The organism is Pseudomonas sp. Kh14, from assembly GCF_900291005.1.
In the GTDB taxonomy this organism is placed as follows: Bacteria; Pseudomonadota; Gammaproteobacteria; order Pseudomonadales; family Pseudomonadaceae; genus Aquipseudomonas; species Aquipseudomonas alloputida.
This window is the reverse complement of record NZ_OLKJ01000009.1, coordinates 171,022-183,588: the sequence shown is the minus strand read 5'-3', so window position 1 is coordinate 183,588 and position 12,567 is coordinate 171,022. Positions and strand designations below refer to the sequence as shown.

Here is a 12,567-nt window from a genome sequence, read left to right as displayed (position 1 = left end):
TTGGAATGATTGAAAAATCGCGCGAGGCGATGCCACCGATAGCTGTATCGGCAGCTGGTCGGGAAAGATGAGGGTAGAGCATTGTCGGCCAGAAATTATGGCGCCAGGCCATCACTTTAACGAGCAATGACTTACAGGGCCAGTATCACGCCAGCAACCCCAGGAATTTGGCCTTGGCCACCGCCTGGGTGCGCCGCTCCACGCCCAACTTGCTGTTGATATGGCTGGCGTGGGTCTTCACCGTGTGCAGGGAAATGAACAGCCGCTCGCTGATCTGTTGATTGGAACAGCCTTGGGCAATCAGTTCGAGCACAGCCATTTCGCGGCCACTCAGCGCTTCGCCGTTGCCCGTACTGGCGACTGGCACTGGCGGCAGGTGCTTGAGCAGTTCAGCCTGAACCGGGCAAGCGGCACCTGCCTGCAGTTGTTCATGAAGCCATTGCGGGTGTTTTTCCAGCAGGGGCTGCATCGGCTGCATCACGCCGCCATGCGCCGCTTCCAGCAAGCTTGGCAGCAACTGCGCGGCCTGCCCTTCCTTGCCTTCGTCCAACAGCAGGGAAAGCCATTGGCTCAGGGCGCTGACGGTGAGCATCATGCCGCCATTGGCCTGGCCGCGCTTTACCAGGCATGCCAGGCGTTGCACGGCATCGTCGCTACGCAACTGGATGCGATCGAGCGATGCCTGCTGCAACGCAATGTGCAATGGCAGCAGCGGATGGAACTCCGGTGCCGCCGCCGGCTGCTCGCCGCCATAGGTCTGGCCCAGGCGCTGCAGCCAGGACTCCGCCAGGTCGGTACGCCCCTGGGCCAGCCACAGTTCGCATTTGACCAGGGTAATCATGGCCAGGTAGTAGACCGGGGGCACATCCCAGATGTGCATCAAGCGCTCGGCCTCGGCCAGTTCGGCAAAGGCCTCGGCAAAGTGGCCTTCCCGGCCATCGAGCGTGGCAATCACGCAATGGCCGATGAGCACACTGATGTCCCGGCACGCTCGCGCCTCGCCCAGCCCTGCGCGCAAACGCGCGCGGCCCTGAGCTGGCTGCAGACGCGAGACCAGCAGGTAACCTTCGTAAAGCGTCAGCCGCGCACGCACGGCATACAGCCGCTGCGCCGAAAGCCCTTGCAGACGTTGCAGCCCCTGTCGCACTTCGTCCAGCGCGCGCAGCACCTCGCCACGGGCATGCAGCACCCGCGCCCGGTCGTAATGCGCCAGCGCCTCGAACAAGGGGTTTCCGACCCGCTGGGCTAGCTCCAGGGCCTCGCGGTTCCAGCCTCGGGCCCGCCAGAAGTCACCATCGGCAATGGCCAGGTTGGACAGCGTCGACAAACACACCAGCCGCTGGCCATAGCGCTTGCTCGGCAGGCTCTGCAGCGCTTCGCCGCAATAGGCCAGGGTGCGCTCGCGGTCGCCACGGCCACGGGCAATGACCCCACTGAGAGCCAGCCATTGGGCCAGCATCGACTTTTGCGCGGTCGCCGAAGGCGCGGGCAGAAAGCGACTGAGGTAGCCAGCCAGTTCCTCGGCAGCATCCAGCTGGCAAGCCAGCCCCAACGCCCAGCTGTACAGCACGATCAGCCGCGGCGTACTGATCAACAGACTGTCGGGCAGGTCCATCTTCCAGCGCAGCAACATGCCGACATTCTGCTCGGCCAGCAGTTGCTCCTCGGACAGACTTTGCACCAGGTCGGCGGCAACATCGAGGTGGCCGGCACGCAAAGCCTGCTCCACCGCCTCGTCCAGCAGGTCTTGAGCTTCAAACCAGCGGCAGGCCCGCAAATGCAGAGCGACCTGAGATTCGCTCGCCTGGCGGCTGCGCAGCAGGTCGGAGAACAAATGGTGATAGCGGAACCAGTGGCCATGCTCGTCCAGCGGCACAAGGAACACCTGATGCGCCTGCAGGAAGCTCAGGACGGCGGCACTGTCGTGGCGTCCACGCATCGCATCGCAAAGCGGAGCGCAGAATCGCTCCTGGCAGGCGGTTTCGTCCAAGAAGGCCTGCACGTCCGCAGGTAGCCTGTCGATGACTTCTTCAAGCAGGTAGTCGCGGATCAGGCCCTCGCCACCATGCAGCGCCTGGGGCAAGGCTTGCTCGTCAGCGCTGTCGCTGGCCGCCAACTGCCAGAAACGCAAGCCGGCCACCCAGCCGTCGCTGCGCTGGATCAGGTTGTCCAGTGCCTGGCCGCGCAGGCCGGTAGGCTGGCGACCGATCACCGCCAGCGACTCATCCGCGGTGAGGCGCAGGTCCTGTTCGTTAAGCTCGACCAACTGCCGGGACAGGCGCAGGCGCGCCAGGTGCCAGTCTGGCCGCTGGCGGCTGGTCACCAGCAATACCAGACCGGGTGGCAGATGATTGAGGAAGAACTGCAGGCAACGGTCGAGCACCGGCCCCTGGGCCAGGTGATAGTCGTCAAGCACCAGCAGCAGCGGCGTATCAGCTTGCAGGTACAGCGCCAGCTCGTCGAGCAGGCCGTCAAGCCACTCTTCAAAGGCAAACGGCTGGTGGCGCTGTCGCATTTTCAGCAGGCCCATGGCCTGGCCGCCCAGTGCCGGGCAGTATTGCTGCAGGCCTTCAAGCAAGCGCTCAAGGAAGCGGCCAGGGTCGGCGTCCCGCTGGCTCAGGCCAAGCCACAGGCTGCGCCAGTGCTCGGGCAGTGTTTCGCAAAACTCGATGGCCAGGGAGCTTTTGCCGAAACCCGCCGGCGCATTGACCAGCAGCAGCCGCCCGCCCAAACCGGCTTCCAGCCGCTGGCACAAACGCAGGCGCGGCACATGGCCGTCCGGCAGCGGCGGCCGGAAGAAACGCCCGTCCCGCAGGCCAAGGGCCTGACTTGCGAATCCATGGGTGCGGGACAGATCTGTCATGGCCGGCTCGTTCTGGTTGGAAGACAACGGCGGTATGGATGTTTGCGAGACTAGCCGTTAACGCTGCGCATTTGAAGATGATGGGCGCAATAGGCATGGAAAAGACTGCGACAAAAAGCAACATGGCTGATGGACAGGGGCTGGGGCGGGGGTTTGGGGAGGTATTCAGGAGGTTTATTGCCTTGTCCGGCCTCTTCGCGGGTGAACCCGCTCCTACAGAGCTGCGCGGAACCTGTAGGAGCGGGTTCACCCGCGAAGAGGCCGCCTCAGGAAATAGAAACGCCCCGGCGAGCCGGGGCGTTCTGGGAATCACACGGCGTTCAGTGATTTCAGCTTAGCGAATACCCGACTGACGCAGCGCCGCTGGCTGGAAATCGGCCTTGCTGGCACTGAAGCCGAAGTCGTAGGCGCGTTTCTCTTCGTTCTTCATCCCAAGGGCCAGGTACCGACCGGACTGCAGGTCGTAGATGGCTTCCAGGGTGTACCAAGGCACTTCCATGTTGTAATAAGGCTGAGCATGGGCCTCGGACACGCGCCACAGTTGGCCGCGGCCGTCGTACTGGTCGATCACTGCGGCCTGCCAAGTGTCTTCGTCGATGTAGAAATCACGCTTGGCGTAGATGTGCCGCTGGCCTGGCTTCAGGGTTGCAACCACGTGCCAGACACGGCGCAGCTCGTAACGGGACAGGTCCTGGTTGATGTGCCCGGCCTTGATGATGTCGGCGTACTTCAGCTTGGGGTCATCCAGCTTGAAGGCGTTGGAGGCGATGTACAGTTCCTTCTTGCCTTCCAGCTTCCAGTCGTAGCGGTCTGGCGCACCGTTGAACATGTCCAGGTTGTCCGACGTACGCAGGCCGTCGGCGGCGGTACCCGGGCCGTCGTACGACACTTGCGGTGCCTGGCGCACACGGCGTTGGCCGGCGTTGTAGATCCACGCCTTGCGCGGCTCCTTCACCTGGTCGAGGGTTTCGTGCACCAGCAGCACGGTCCCGGCCAAGCGCGCTGGCGCGGTCACTTCCTGCTTGAAGTAGAACAGGATGTTGCCTGGGTTGTTCGGGTCGTAGTCCTTCATCTTGTCGCGGAAGACGAACTGGTCGGAGAAGTATACGGGGTTGAACGAGCCATTCTGCTGCGGCGTGGCCTGGGTCACCAGGCGGCTGACACTGCCGCCGCGGTAGCGGGTGATGTGGTTCCAGATCACCTCAAGGCCGCTTTTCGGGATAGGGAACGGCACCGCCGTGCGGAAGTTGCTCAGGCCGTTGCCGCCTTCCACCAGGGTGGTTTTGGTGGCGTTTTCCTTGATGGCAGCAAACACATCGGCCGGGACGGTTGCGCCGCGATGGGTCTTGAACACCGGGATCTTGTAGGTGTTCGGGTAGCGTTTGAACATGGCCAATTGGCCGGGCGAGAGCTTGTCCTTGTACTGGTCGGCATTCTGCGCCGTGATGGTGAACAGCGGTTTTTCACTGCCGTACGGGTCGGACAGGAAGCCCTTGCCGTCGACGCTGCCTGCGGTCTTCGAAAGCGGCTCCCACGGGCCGATGGAGCCGTCGGCGTTGCCGGCCTTCTCGGCACCCATCGGGGTCAGGGTGCTGCCCAGCTTGGCCGCCTCATCGGCGGATACCGCAGCCATGACGCTGGTCGCCAGCAGGGACAGGCCCAGTACACCGGCTTGCAGCAGACTTCTGGTCTTGTTCATGTCGTGTCGTCCTGGATCTGTATGCTTAGAAGTTCACGCCGAAGCTGAGGGCGACGAAGTCGCGGTCATCCACGGTGCTGTACTTGCCGTCGAAGAAGTTGGTATACGACAGGCTCGCCGTATAGGTGTTCTGGTACTCGGCGTCCAGGCCCAGGCTGACAGCCTTGCGGCCTTCCTCGAAGTTGGCGCCAGGGCCAGGCGAATAGCCGGACACATCATGCGACCAGGCCACGCTCGGCTTCAGGTTGATACCCGCGAAAACGTCGTTGTAGTCCCAGATGACACGGCCGCGGTAACCCCAGGAAGTGCTGGTGGTGTAGCCGTCGTTCTCGCATTTACGGTTCAGGTTGGTGGTGGATGCCCCCGCACCAGCGCCAGCGATGGTGCTGCCGTTGAGCGCCTGGCAGGTATCGGCGCCACCGGTGGATGGCAACGGACCTGGGCCGAACACCGGGTCGCGACCGTAGCGGGTATCGTGGGCATTCTCCAGGCCGCCGACATGGGTAACACCCACTTCACCGACTACAGTCATCCGGCTGGCACCCATCACCTGGTCGAAGAAATGGGTCAGGGTGGTCTGGAACTGGGTGATCTCCTTACGGCGATACCCATGCAGGTCTTGCCCCGGAGTACCGGTCAGCAACGATGCGTTGCTCAACGCGCCGCCAATGGGACGGACACCGGCGAACAGGATATCCGTGGTATTGAGCTGCACTGGCGCATTGGGGCGGTAGCTGACTTCGCCGCTCCAGGCGGTGCCAGTGGGTAACGTGGTGGAGAAACTCAAGCCATAAAGGCGGATGTCCTCGGGGTATTCCACAAAGTACTCGGAATTACCCGCCACGATCAGAGGCGCCAATGCACGCAGCTGCGCAGGCAGGGCACTCAGCCCGGCGAACACGGACGGCGGGGCCCCTGTGGCACTGAAGATGGGTGCACGGCTATGGTAATTCATGAAGTAGGCGCCGAACTCCGTGTCCAACGGCTCGAACATATAGCGCATGGCCACACCGAACTGGCCGCTGTCACGCGCATCGCGGTCGGCACCACGGCGCACCATCACACCCTCTTCGTTGATGTTCACGCCCCGCGTGGCAAGGAACTGCTGCGCAGCGCCCGGCACCGTGCGGCTGCTATTGAGCACGCGCAAGTTGTCGGTACAGCCGTCGGCAATGATGTCCGGCTGGGAGAAGAAGGTGCCGCAGTTGTCGACGACCGTCTGGTCCCATTCGAGCTGGTAGAAGGCCTCGGCCGACAGGTTGTCGGTCAGGCTCTGCGAGATGTAGAACATGTTGACCGGAATCAGGCCTTCCTTGATCTCGGCCCCGGGACGGCGGAACGCCGACACGTCGATGGGGTTGATCGAGTTGATGCCGCCGCCGATGAAGGTACTTTCGCCCCAGCTCACTACCTGCTTGCCAAAACGCACCGAGCCAGGCTGATCGCCGATGGAGTAGTTGTGGTAGACAAAGGCGTCGAGCAGCTCGGCGCCGGACGACTTGGCGCCTTCCTTGCGGTTGGAGTCGCTGATGTCCTTGAACTCGCGGTTTTCGTCCTTCAGTTCGAAGTCGTACCAGTACTTGCCGCGCACGAACACACCGGTGTCGCCGTACTTGAGCTCCAGGTCATGAATGCCCTTGAAGATCTTGGAGAAGGTTTCGCCCTTCTTGAAGTTCAGGTGGCCATCGTCGGATGTCTGTGACAGGCCCTTGCCGCCGTTGTTCACCCCTATCAGGTTCTTGTTGGGGTTGGCCGTCGACCAGCTGGCGCCGATGGAGAGCGACGAGTCGAACTGGCCTTCGATTTCACCAATGTTGAAACTGACAGCGAAAGCAGGACTTGCGAGCGTGGAAGCAAGGCTGACGGCCAAGGGCAGCTTGGCCCGGCGCCAGAACAGGTTTGCAGATTTCATCGACGCTACTCCATGTACTTTTTTGTTATGGCAGTGAGTCCTTTCAAGAACGGCCCGAGCGACCGGATTGCAGGCTTGCACCTGCGGCGACACAGCTTGCGCATGTCGCCCTCCCCCATTCCTGAAAATCCCCTGGCCCCGACTATAGCCAGCAGGCACAGGCGCTTGATCCCTCTAAAGTGTGATTTGCGCTCCATGCCACCAACTCGCTGCAGTTTTGCTTCGGTTGCGGGCTGGTAGTGCTCAAGGATGGCGCATTTCTGTCGTTTGGCAAGGCGGCGGGCTCTCTAGCATGCGGGTCACGCTCTGACGTGCGCGACCCGCACAATGGTTACAACGTGGAAAGGAACGCGCTGTTGCTGGCCTGCCACTGGACGATGTCCTGGCGGATGCGTTTCTTGTCGAGCTTGCCGACACTGGTCTTGGGAATTTCAGTAACAACGGCGATCTGGCTAGGAATCGCCCACTTGTTGATATGACCTTGCTCGACGAATGGCTTGAGGTGTTCCTTCAGCGCCTTGGCGTCGATATCGTGGCCGTCACGTACCACCAGCAGGGCAAACGGGCGCTCACCCCACTGCGGGTCGGCCACCCCCACCACCGCCACTTCGCGCACAGCCGGGTGGCGGCTGATCAGGTCTTCCAGGTCGAGCGAGGAAACCCACTCGCCACCGGTCTTGATCACATCCTTGATGCGGTCGCGGATGTCGATGTAGCCCATGCCGTCGAGGGTGGCGACGTCACCGGTGTGCAGCCAGCCGCCCTGCCACAGCTCCTCGCTCTTCTCCGGTTCCTTGAAGTAGCCCATGGTCAGCCACGGCGCACGCAGTACCAGCTCGCCCTGGGTTTCACCATCAGCGGGCAGGAAGTTGCCTTCGCCGTCGACGATGGCCGCTTCGACCAACGGCACCGGCACACCGGCCTTGATACGGTAAGTGACGCGCTCATCCTCGCTGCCGACCTGCAGTTCATCGTTCAGGTGTGCCGCGGAGATAAGCGGGCAGGTTTCCGACATGCCATACGCGGCGGTCAGCTGGATGCCGCGCGCCAGGGCGGCCTGGTACAGCGAACGGTTGAGCGAGCTGCCGCCGATGATGATCTTCCAGCCGCCGAAGTCCTGCCCCTGGGCGTTCGGGCAGTTGAGCAGCATCTGCAGGATGGTCGGTACGCAGTGGGAGAAGGTGACCTTCTCTTCACGCCAAAGCTTGACCAGCATGTCCGGCTCGTAGCGCCCCGGGTACACCTGCTTCATGCCGAGCATGGTGGCAGCGTAGGGGATGCCCCAGGCATGTACGTGAAACATCGGGGTGATGGGCATGTACACGTCGTTGCTGCCCAGCAGGCGCACGCTGTCGATACTGCCGGTGACCGAGGCCTCGGCCAGGGTGTGCAGCACCAGCTGGCGGTGACTGAAATACACGCCCTTGGGGTTACCGGTGGTGCCAGTGGTGTAGAAGGTAGTGGCCACCGAGTTCTCGTCGAAATCCGGGAAGTCGTAGCGCGGGCTGGCAGCAGCCAGCAGCTGCTCATACTCGCCGACCAGACCGGGCAGTTCGGCAGTCTTGTCCGGGCCATCGGTCAGCAGCAGGGTCTTGTCGACAGTGGTCAGCTGCCCGGCGATGGCCTGGTACAGGCCGACGAAGTCGCTGTTGACCAGCACCACGCGGTCTTCGGCATGGTTCATGGTGTAGAGGATCTGCTCGGGCGACAGGCGCACGTTGATGGTGTGCACTACAGCGCCGATCATCGGGATGGCAAACATGCATTCCAGGTAGCGATGGCTGTCCCAGTCCATCACCGCCACGGTGTCACCGGCCTTGACCCCGGCCTCCGTCAGCACATTGGCCAGGCGGGCAATGCGCTCGTTGAGCTGTGGATACGTCAGCCGCATCTGGTCGCGGTAGACGATTTCCCGGGTCTTTTCATAGCGGCTGCCGGACATCAGCAGGCGCTTGATCAGCAATGGATAGGCATAGGCGCCCTCGGCGGGCTTGATGATGCGTGTCTGCAACATGGGGATCCCTTTTCTGAAAAGCGGGCCGGACAAGTCTGGGTTTACTGTAGTTCGCCAATGTGACGGCCAAATCAGCCGAAGGAATGATTTGCGCGGCAAAGGTATGAGTGGCGGGCGTTGACGGGCAGCAAGGTTGAGCTAGACACTGCGGCGGCGGCTTCAGGTTTGCGCCGAAGCCGAGGGCCTCTTCGCCGGCAAGCCCGCTCCTGCAAGGTTTGTGGGGGCGAGCATGCCCGCAAATGGCCACAACGCCCTTATCCCTCCCTGCCACCGGAGATCTTCATGCCCAGCCCGCGTCGCGCCGTGTTTCTCGATCACCAGTCCCTGGACCTTGGCGACCTCGACCTTTCGCCCCTGAAGCAGCAGTTCGACCAGTTCGAACTGTTCGCCACCACCCGCCCGGAACAGGTCGCGGAACGCTTGCAGGGCGCCGTGGCAGTGGTCAGCAACAAGGTCATGCTCGACGCCGCAGCCCTGGCCGCCAACCCGCAATTGAAGCTGATCCTGGTGGCCGCCACCGGCACCAACAATGTCGACCTGGCCGCCGCCCGCGCCCAGGGCATCACCGTGTGCAACTGCCAGGGCTACGGCACGCCGTCTGTCGCCCAGCATACCCTGGCCCTGCTGTTGGCCCTGGCCACTCGGCTGTGCGACTACAACCAGGCGGTGGCCGATGGCCAGTGGGCCAAGGCCAGCCAGTTCTGCCTGCTGGACTTTCCTATCGTCGAACTGGAGGGCAAAACCCTCGGCCTGCTCGGCCACGGCGAACTGGGCGGCGCAGTGGCGAGGCTGGCCGAAGCCTTCGGTATGCGTGTACTGAGCGGGCAGATCCCTGGCCGCCCGGAGCGCGCCGATCGGCTGCCGCTGGACGAGCTGCTGCCGCAAGTCGATGCACTGACCCTGCACTGCCCGCTGAACGAGCACACCCGGCATATGCTCGGTGCCCGCGAACTGGCCCTGCTCAAGCCCAACGCGCTGGTGGTCAACACCGCCCGTGGCGGCCTGATCGACGAACAGGCGTTGGCCGATGCCCTGCGCGGGGGTCACTTGGGCGGCGCGGCCACCGACGTGCTGAGCGTGGAGCCGCCGGTCAACGGCAACCCGCTGCTGGAGCCCGGCATCCCGCGCCTGATCATCACCCCGCACAGCGCCTGGGGTGCCGTGGAGTCGCGCCAGCGCATCGTCGGCCAGCTCAGCGAGAACGCCCAGGCCTTCTTCGCCGGGCAGCCACGCCGCGTGGTCAGCTGAGCCAGGCGCCCGCCTCTGCTACACTGCGCCACTTTTTTCCAGGAGACGTCGTCCATGGACCCGCGCAGTGAAGTATTGCTCCGTCAGGCAGAGCTGTTTCAGGGGCCGCTGCTGATCGCCGGCGCCCCCGCCGACGACCTGCTCGGCCAGTTGCCTCAGGCCCAGGCCTGGACCTGGCATGCCGGCGATCAGGCCATGCTCGAAAGCCGCTTCGCAGGCCGCAGCCATTACGGCGTCGAGGCTCCTGAAGCAGCATTCGACAGCGCCGTGCTGTTCCTGCCCAAATCCCGCGATCTGGCCGCCTATCTGCTCAACGCCCTGGCATCGCGCCTGGCTGGCCGCGAGCTGTACCTGGTCGGCGAGAAGCGCGGCGGCATCGAGGGCGCGGCCAAGCAGCTGCAGGCCTTTGGCAAGCCACGCAAACTCGATAGCGCCCGGCACTGCCAGCTGTGGCAAGTGACCATCGACCAGGCACCGCAGGCAAAACCGCTGGAAAGCCTGGCCGAGCGCTTCGAGCTGGCCCTCGAAGACGGCCCGTTGCAGGTGGTCAGCCTGCCCGGGGTATTCAGCCATGGCCGACTCGACCGAGGTACCGCCCTGCTCCTGAAGCATCTTGACGGCCTGCCCGGTGGCCACATGCTGGACTTTGGCTGCGGTGCCGGGGTGCTGGGTGCCACGCTCAAACGCCGTTACCCAAAAAGCCGGGTAACCTTGCTGGACGTGGATGCCTTCGCCGTGGCAGCCAGCCGCCTGACGCTGGCTGCCAACGGCCTGGAAGGCGAAGTGATCAGCGGCGATGGCATCGACGCCGCCCCTACCGAACTGAGCCTTATCCTGAGCAACCCGCCATTCCACACCGGCGTTCATACCAACTATCAGGCTTCAGAAAACTTGCTGAAAAAATCGGCCGTTCATCTTCGAAAAGGTGGCGAAATGCGCTTGGTCGCCAACAGTTTCCTGCGCTACCAGCCACTGATCGAAGGGGCGTTGGGCAACTGCCAGGTACGTGACGAGGCCGACGGTTTCCGCATCTACCAGGCAACTCGCGGATAAAAAACAGCGCTTGCCGAAAACGTTTTGCCTAGGCAGAATCCGCACCGTCCTAGGGGAGTAGTCTCCCGCGAGCACCCAGCTCGCCCGGTACGCGTCAACATACTTGGTCCACAGACCATGGCGCGTGCGACCCACCATGCACGCCTGCATGGCGAGATCCGCATAGACGGATCGAGGGTTTGACAAGACCTATGACACGCACACCTTACCCGGGGCGGGGAGGCTGTACGTGTCATAGCCGTGTCGACCCGCCCCCGTAGGAATCCTGATGCTGGAATCACTGCTGGTCCCCACCGCTATCGTTGCCCTGGCCGAGATCGGCGACAAGACGCAACTGCTCGCACTCATTCTCGCTGCTCGCTTCCGCAAACCCTGGCCGATCATCGCCGGCATCATCGCCGCCACCCTGGCCAACCATGCCGCAGCCGGTGCCGTGGGGGCGTGGGTCGGCAGCTTCTTCAGCGATTCGGCACTGCACTGGATCCTGGCCGCGAGCTTTACCGCCACCGCACTGTGGACCCTGGTACCGGACAAGATGGATGACGACGAGAACCCGGCTCGCCGTTTCGGGCCATTCCTGACAACACTGATTGCGTTCTTCCTGGCCGAAATCGGTGACAAGACCCAGGTCGCCACCGTAATGCTGGCTGCGCAGTATCCACACCTGATCATGGTCATTATCGGCACTACCCTGGGTATGCTGATTGCCAACGTGCCGGTGGTACTGGCGGGTAACTTCGCGGCTGACAAACTGCCGTTGACGTTGATTCGCCGCCTGGCGGCTACGGCGTTCTTCGTGCTGGCGATCGTGGCCGTCTATTCGGCAATGAAGGCCAGTGGCTGGATTGGGTAAAGGGAAAACCGGGGCTGCCATGCAGCCCCAGGATTCAGGCATTTACTGCTTGGCGGCAGCCTGATAAAGCGGCATCACCTTCGGAATCGCCGCCTGCAGCGAAGCAATACGGCTCGCGGACGCCGGGTGAGTACTCATGAACTCAGGCGGTGCACCTTCGGAAGCCTTGCTCATCTTGTTCCACAGGGTGATCGCGGCATTCGGGTCGTAGCCGGCACGGGCCGACAGCTCCAGGCCAATCAGGTCGGCCTCGTTCTCGTTGGCCCGGCTGTTGGGCAAGGTCATGGCGTAGTTCACCACCGTGTCGGCCATGGCCATGCTGCTCTGGCCGAGGCCAAAGATGGCACCGGCACCCTGGCGAGCCATTTCCACACCGTATGCCTTGGACATTGCCTCGCGACTATGCTCGCGCAAAGCGTGGGCAATTTCGTGCCCAACCACTGCGGCAATTTCCGCATCGGTGAGCTTGAGCTGATCGATCAGCCCGGTGTAGACGATGATCTTGCCGCCCGGGCCGCAGTTGGCGTTCAGTTCGTCACTCTTGATCACGTTGACTTGCCAGTCCCACTGCGCGGCATCCGGGCGGAATTTGGGTGCCTGGGCGATCAGGCGGTTGGCAATGGCCTGCACACGCTTGGCATCGGCGCTGGACTTGTCGAGCACACCCTTGCTCGACGCTTCACCCAGGGTCTGCTGATACGACTGCGCGTACATCTGGTTGACCTCATCGGTCGAGAGCATGCTGAACATGTACTGCTGGCGCTCGACGCCAACAGCACCGCCGCTGGTGGTATTCACCGCCTGGCAGCCGGCCAGCAGGATGCCAGCACTCAGCAGGCTGATGACAAAAGACTTACGCATGAAAACACTCCCTATCCACATGCGCCGTATCCTAGGCCGAGTCGCCAATGGCTGCCATAGCCGC

General features: G+C 63.0%; 8 protein-coding genes and 1 riboswitch. Of the genes, 3 read left to right on the top strand and 5 right to left on the bottom strand.

The features are described 5' to 3' along the window. Positions 1-145: 145 nt before the first annotated feature. The 4 genes from FQ668_RS03330 to FQ668_RS03305 form a co-directional block, all read right to left on the bottom strand. On the bottom strand, positions 146-2,863 hold the full coding sequence (locus FQ668_RS03330) for a LuxR C-terminal-related transcriptional regulator (RefSeq protein ID WP_014589691.1): 2,718 nt from the start codon (positions 2,861-2,863) through the stop codon (positions 146-148). A gap of 334 nt (positions 2,864-3,197) precedes the next feature. Further along, a complete protein-coding gene (locus FQ668_RS03320; RefSeq protein ID WP_014589690.1) occupies positions 3,198-4,562 on the bottom strand; it encodes a DUF1329 domain-containing protein in 1,365 nt (454 codons plus the stop codon). 25 nt (positions 4,563-4,587) lie between these two features. Next, a complete protein-coding gene (locus FQ668_RS03315; RefSeq protein ID WP_014589689.1) occupies positions 4,588-6,474 on the bottom strand; it encodes a DUF1302 domain-containing protein in 1,887 nt (628 codons plus the stop codon). Positions 6,475-6,805: 331 nt separating this feature from the next. After that, positions 6,806-8,488, bottom strand: a complete 1,683-nt coding sequence (locus FQ668_RS03305; protein WP_014589688.1) for a fatty acid--CoA ligase — start codon at positions 8,486-8,488, stop codon at positions 6,806-6,808. A gap of 282 nt (positions 8,489-8,770) precedes the next feature. On the opposite strand from FQ668_RS03305, the gene FQ668_RS03295 reads away from it, so the two are divergent. The 3 genes from FQ668_RS03295 to FQ668_RS03285 all read left to right on the top strand — a co-directional run bounded on the left by FQ668_RS03295 (position 8,771) and on the right by FQ668_RS03285 (position 11,642). Further along, the gene (locus tag FQ668_RS03295) at positions 8,771-9,736 is read left to right on the top strand and encodes a 2-hydroxyacid dehydrogenase (RefSeq protein ID WP_014589687.1); all 966 of its coding nucleotides are present in this window, start codon (positions 8,771-8,773) and stop codon (positions 9,734-9,736) included. A 54-nt stretch (positions 9,737-9,790) separates the two neighbouring features. Further along, a complete protein-coding gene (locus tag FQ668_RS03290; RefSeq protein ID WP_019437885.1) occupies positions 9,791-10,789 on the top strand; it encodes a class I SAM-dependent methyltransferase in 999 nt (332 codons plus the stop codon). Positions 10,790-10,829: 40 nt separating this feature from the next. Then, positions 10,830-10,969, top strand: a riboswitch (yybP-ykoY riboswitch). 88 nt (positions 10,970-11,057) lie between these two features. Beyond that, on the top strand, positions 11,058-11,642 hold the full coding sequence (locus FQ668_RS03285) for a TMEM165/GDT1 family protein (RefSeq protein ID WP_003247342.1): 585 nt from the start codon (positions 11,058-11,060) through the stop codon (positions 11,640-11,642). 42 nt (positions 11,643-11,684) lie between these two features. Here the strand turns inward: FQ668_RS03285 and FQ668_RS03280 are convergent, their stop codons facing one another. After that, on the bottom strand, positions 11,685-12,503 hold the full coding sequence (locus FQ668_RS03280) for a M48 family metallopeptidase (protein ID WP_014589684.1): 819 nt from the start codon (positions 12,501-12,503) through the stop codon (positions 11,685-11,687). Between the last annotated feature and the right edge of the window lie 64 nt (positions 12,504-12,567).

Bases quoted from the DNA above. Each gene is read 5' to 3' on its own strand.
- FQ668_RS03330 (WP_014589691.1), bottom strand. From the start codon at position 2,863: ATGACAGATCTGTCCCGCACCCATGGATTCGCAAGTCAGGCCCTTGGC.
- FQ668_RS03320 (WP_014589690.1), bottom strand. From the start codon at position 4,562: ATGAACAAGACCAGAAGTCTGCTGCAAGCCGGTGTACTGGGCCTGTCC.
- FQ668_RS03315 (WP_014589689.1), bottom strand. From the start codon at position 6,474: ATGAAATCTGCAAACCTGTTCTGGCGCCGGGCCAAGCTGCCCTTGGCC.
- FQ668_RS03305 (WP_014589688.1), bottom strand. From the start codon at position 8,488: ATGTTGCAGACACGCATCATCAAGCCCGCCGAGGGCGCCTATGCCTAT.
- FQ668_RS03295 (WP_014589687.1), top strand. From the start codon at position 8,771: ATGCCCAGCCCGCGTCGCGCCGTGTTTCTCGATCACCAGTCCCTGGAC.
- FQ668_RS03290 (WP_019437885.1), top strand. From the start codon at position 9,791: ATGGACCCGCGCAGTGAAGTATTGCTCCGTCAGGCAGAGCTGTTTCAG.
- FQ668_RS03285 (WP_003247342.1), top strand. From the start codon at position 11,058: ATGCTGGAATCACTGCTGGTCCCCACCGCTATCGTTGCCCTGGCCGAG.
- FQ668_RS03280 (WP_014589684.1), bottom strand. From the start codon at position 12,503: ATGCGTAAGTCTTTTGTCATCAGCCTGCTGAGTGCTGGCATCCTGCTG.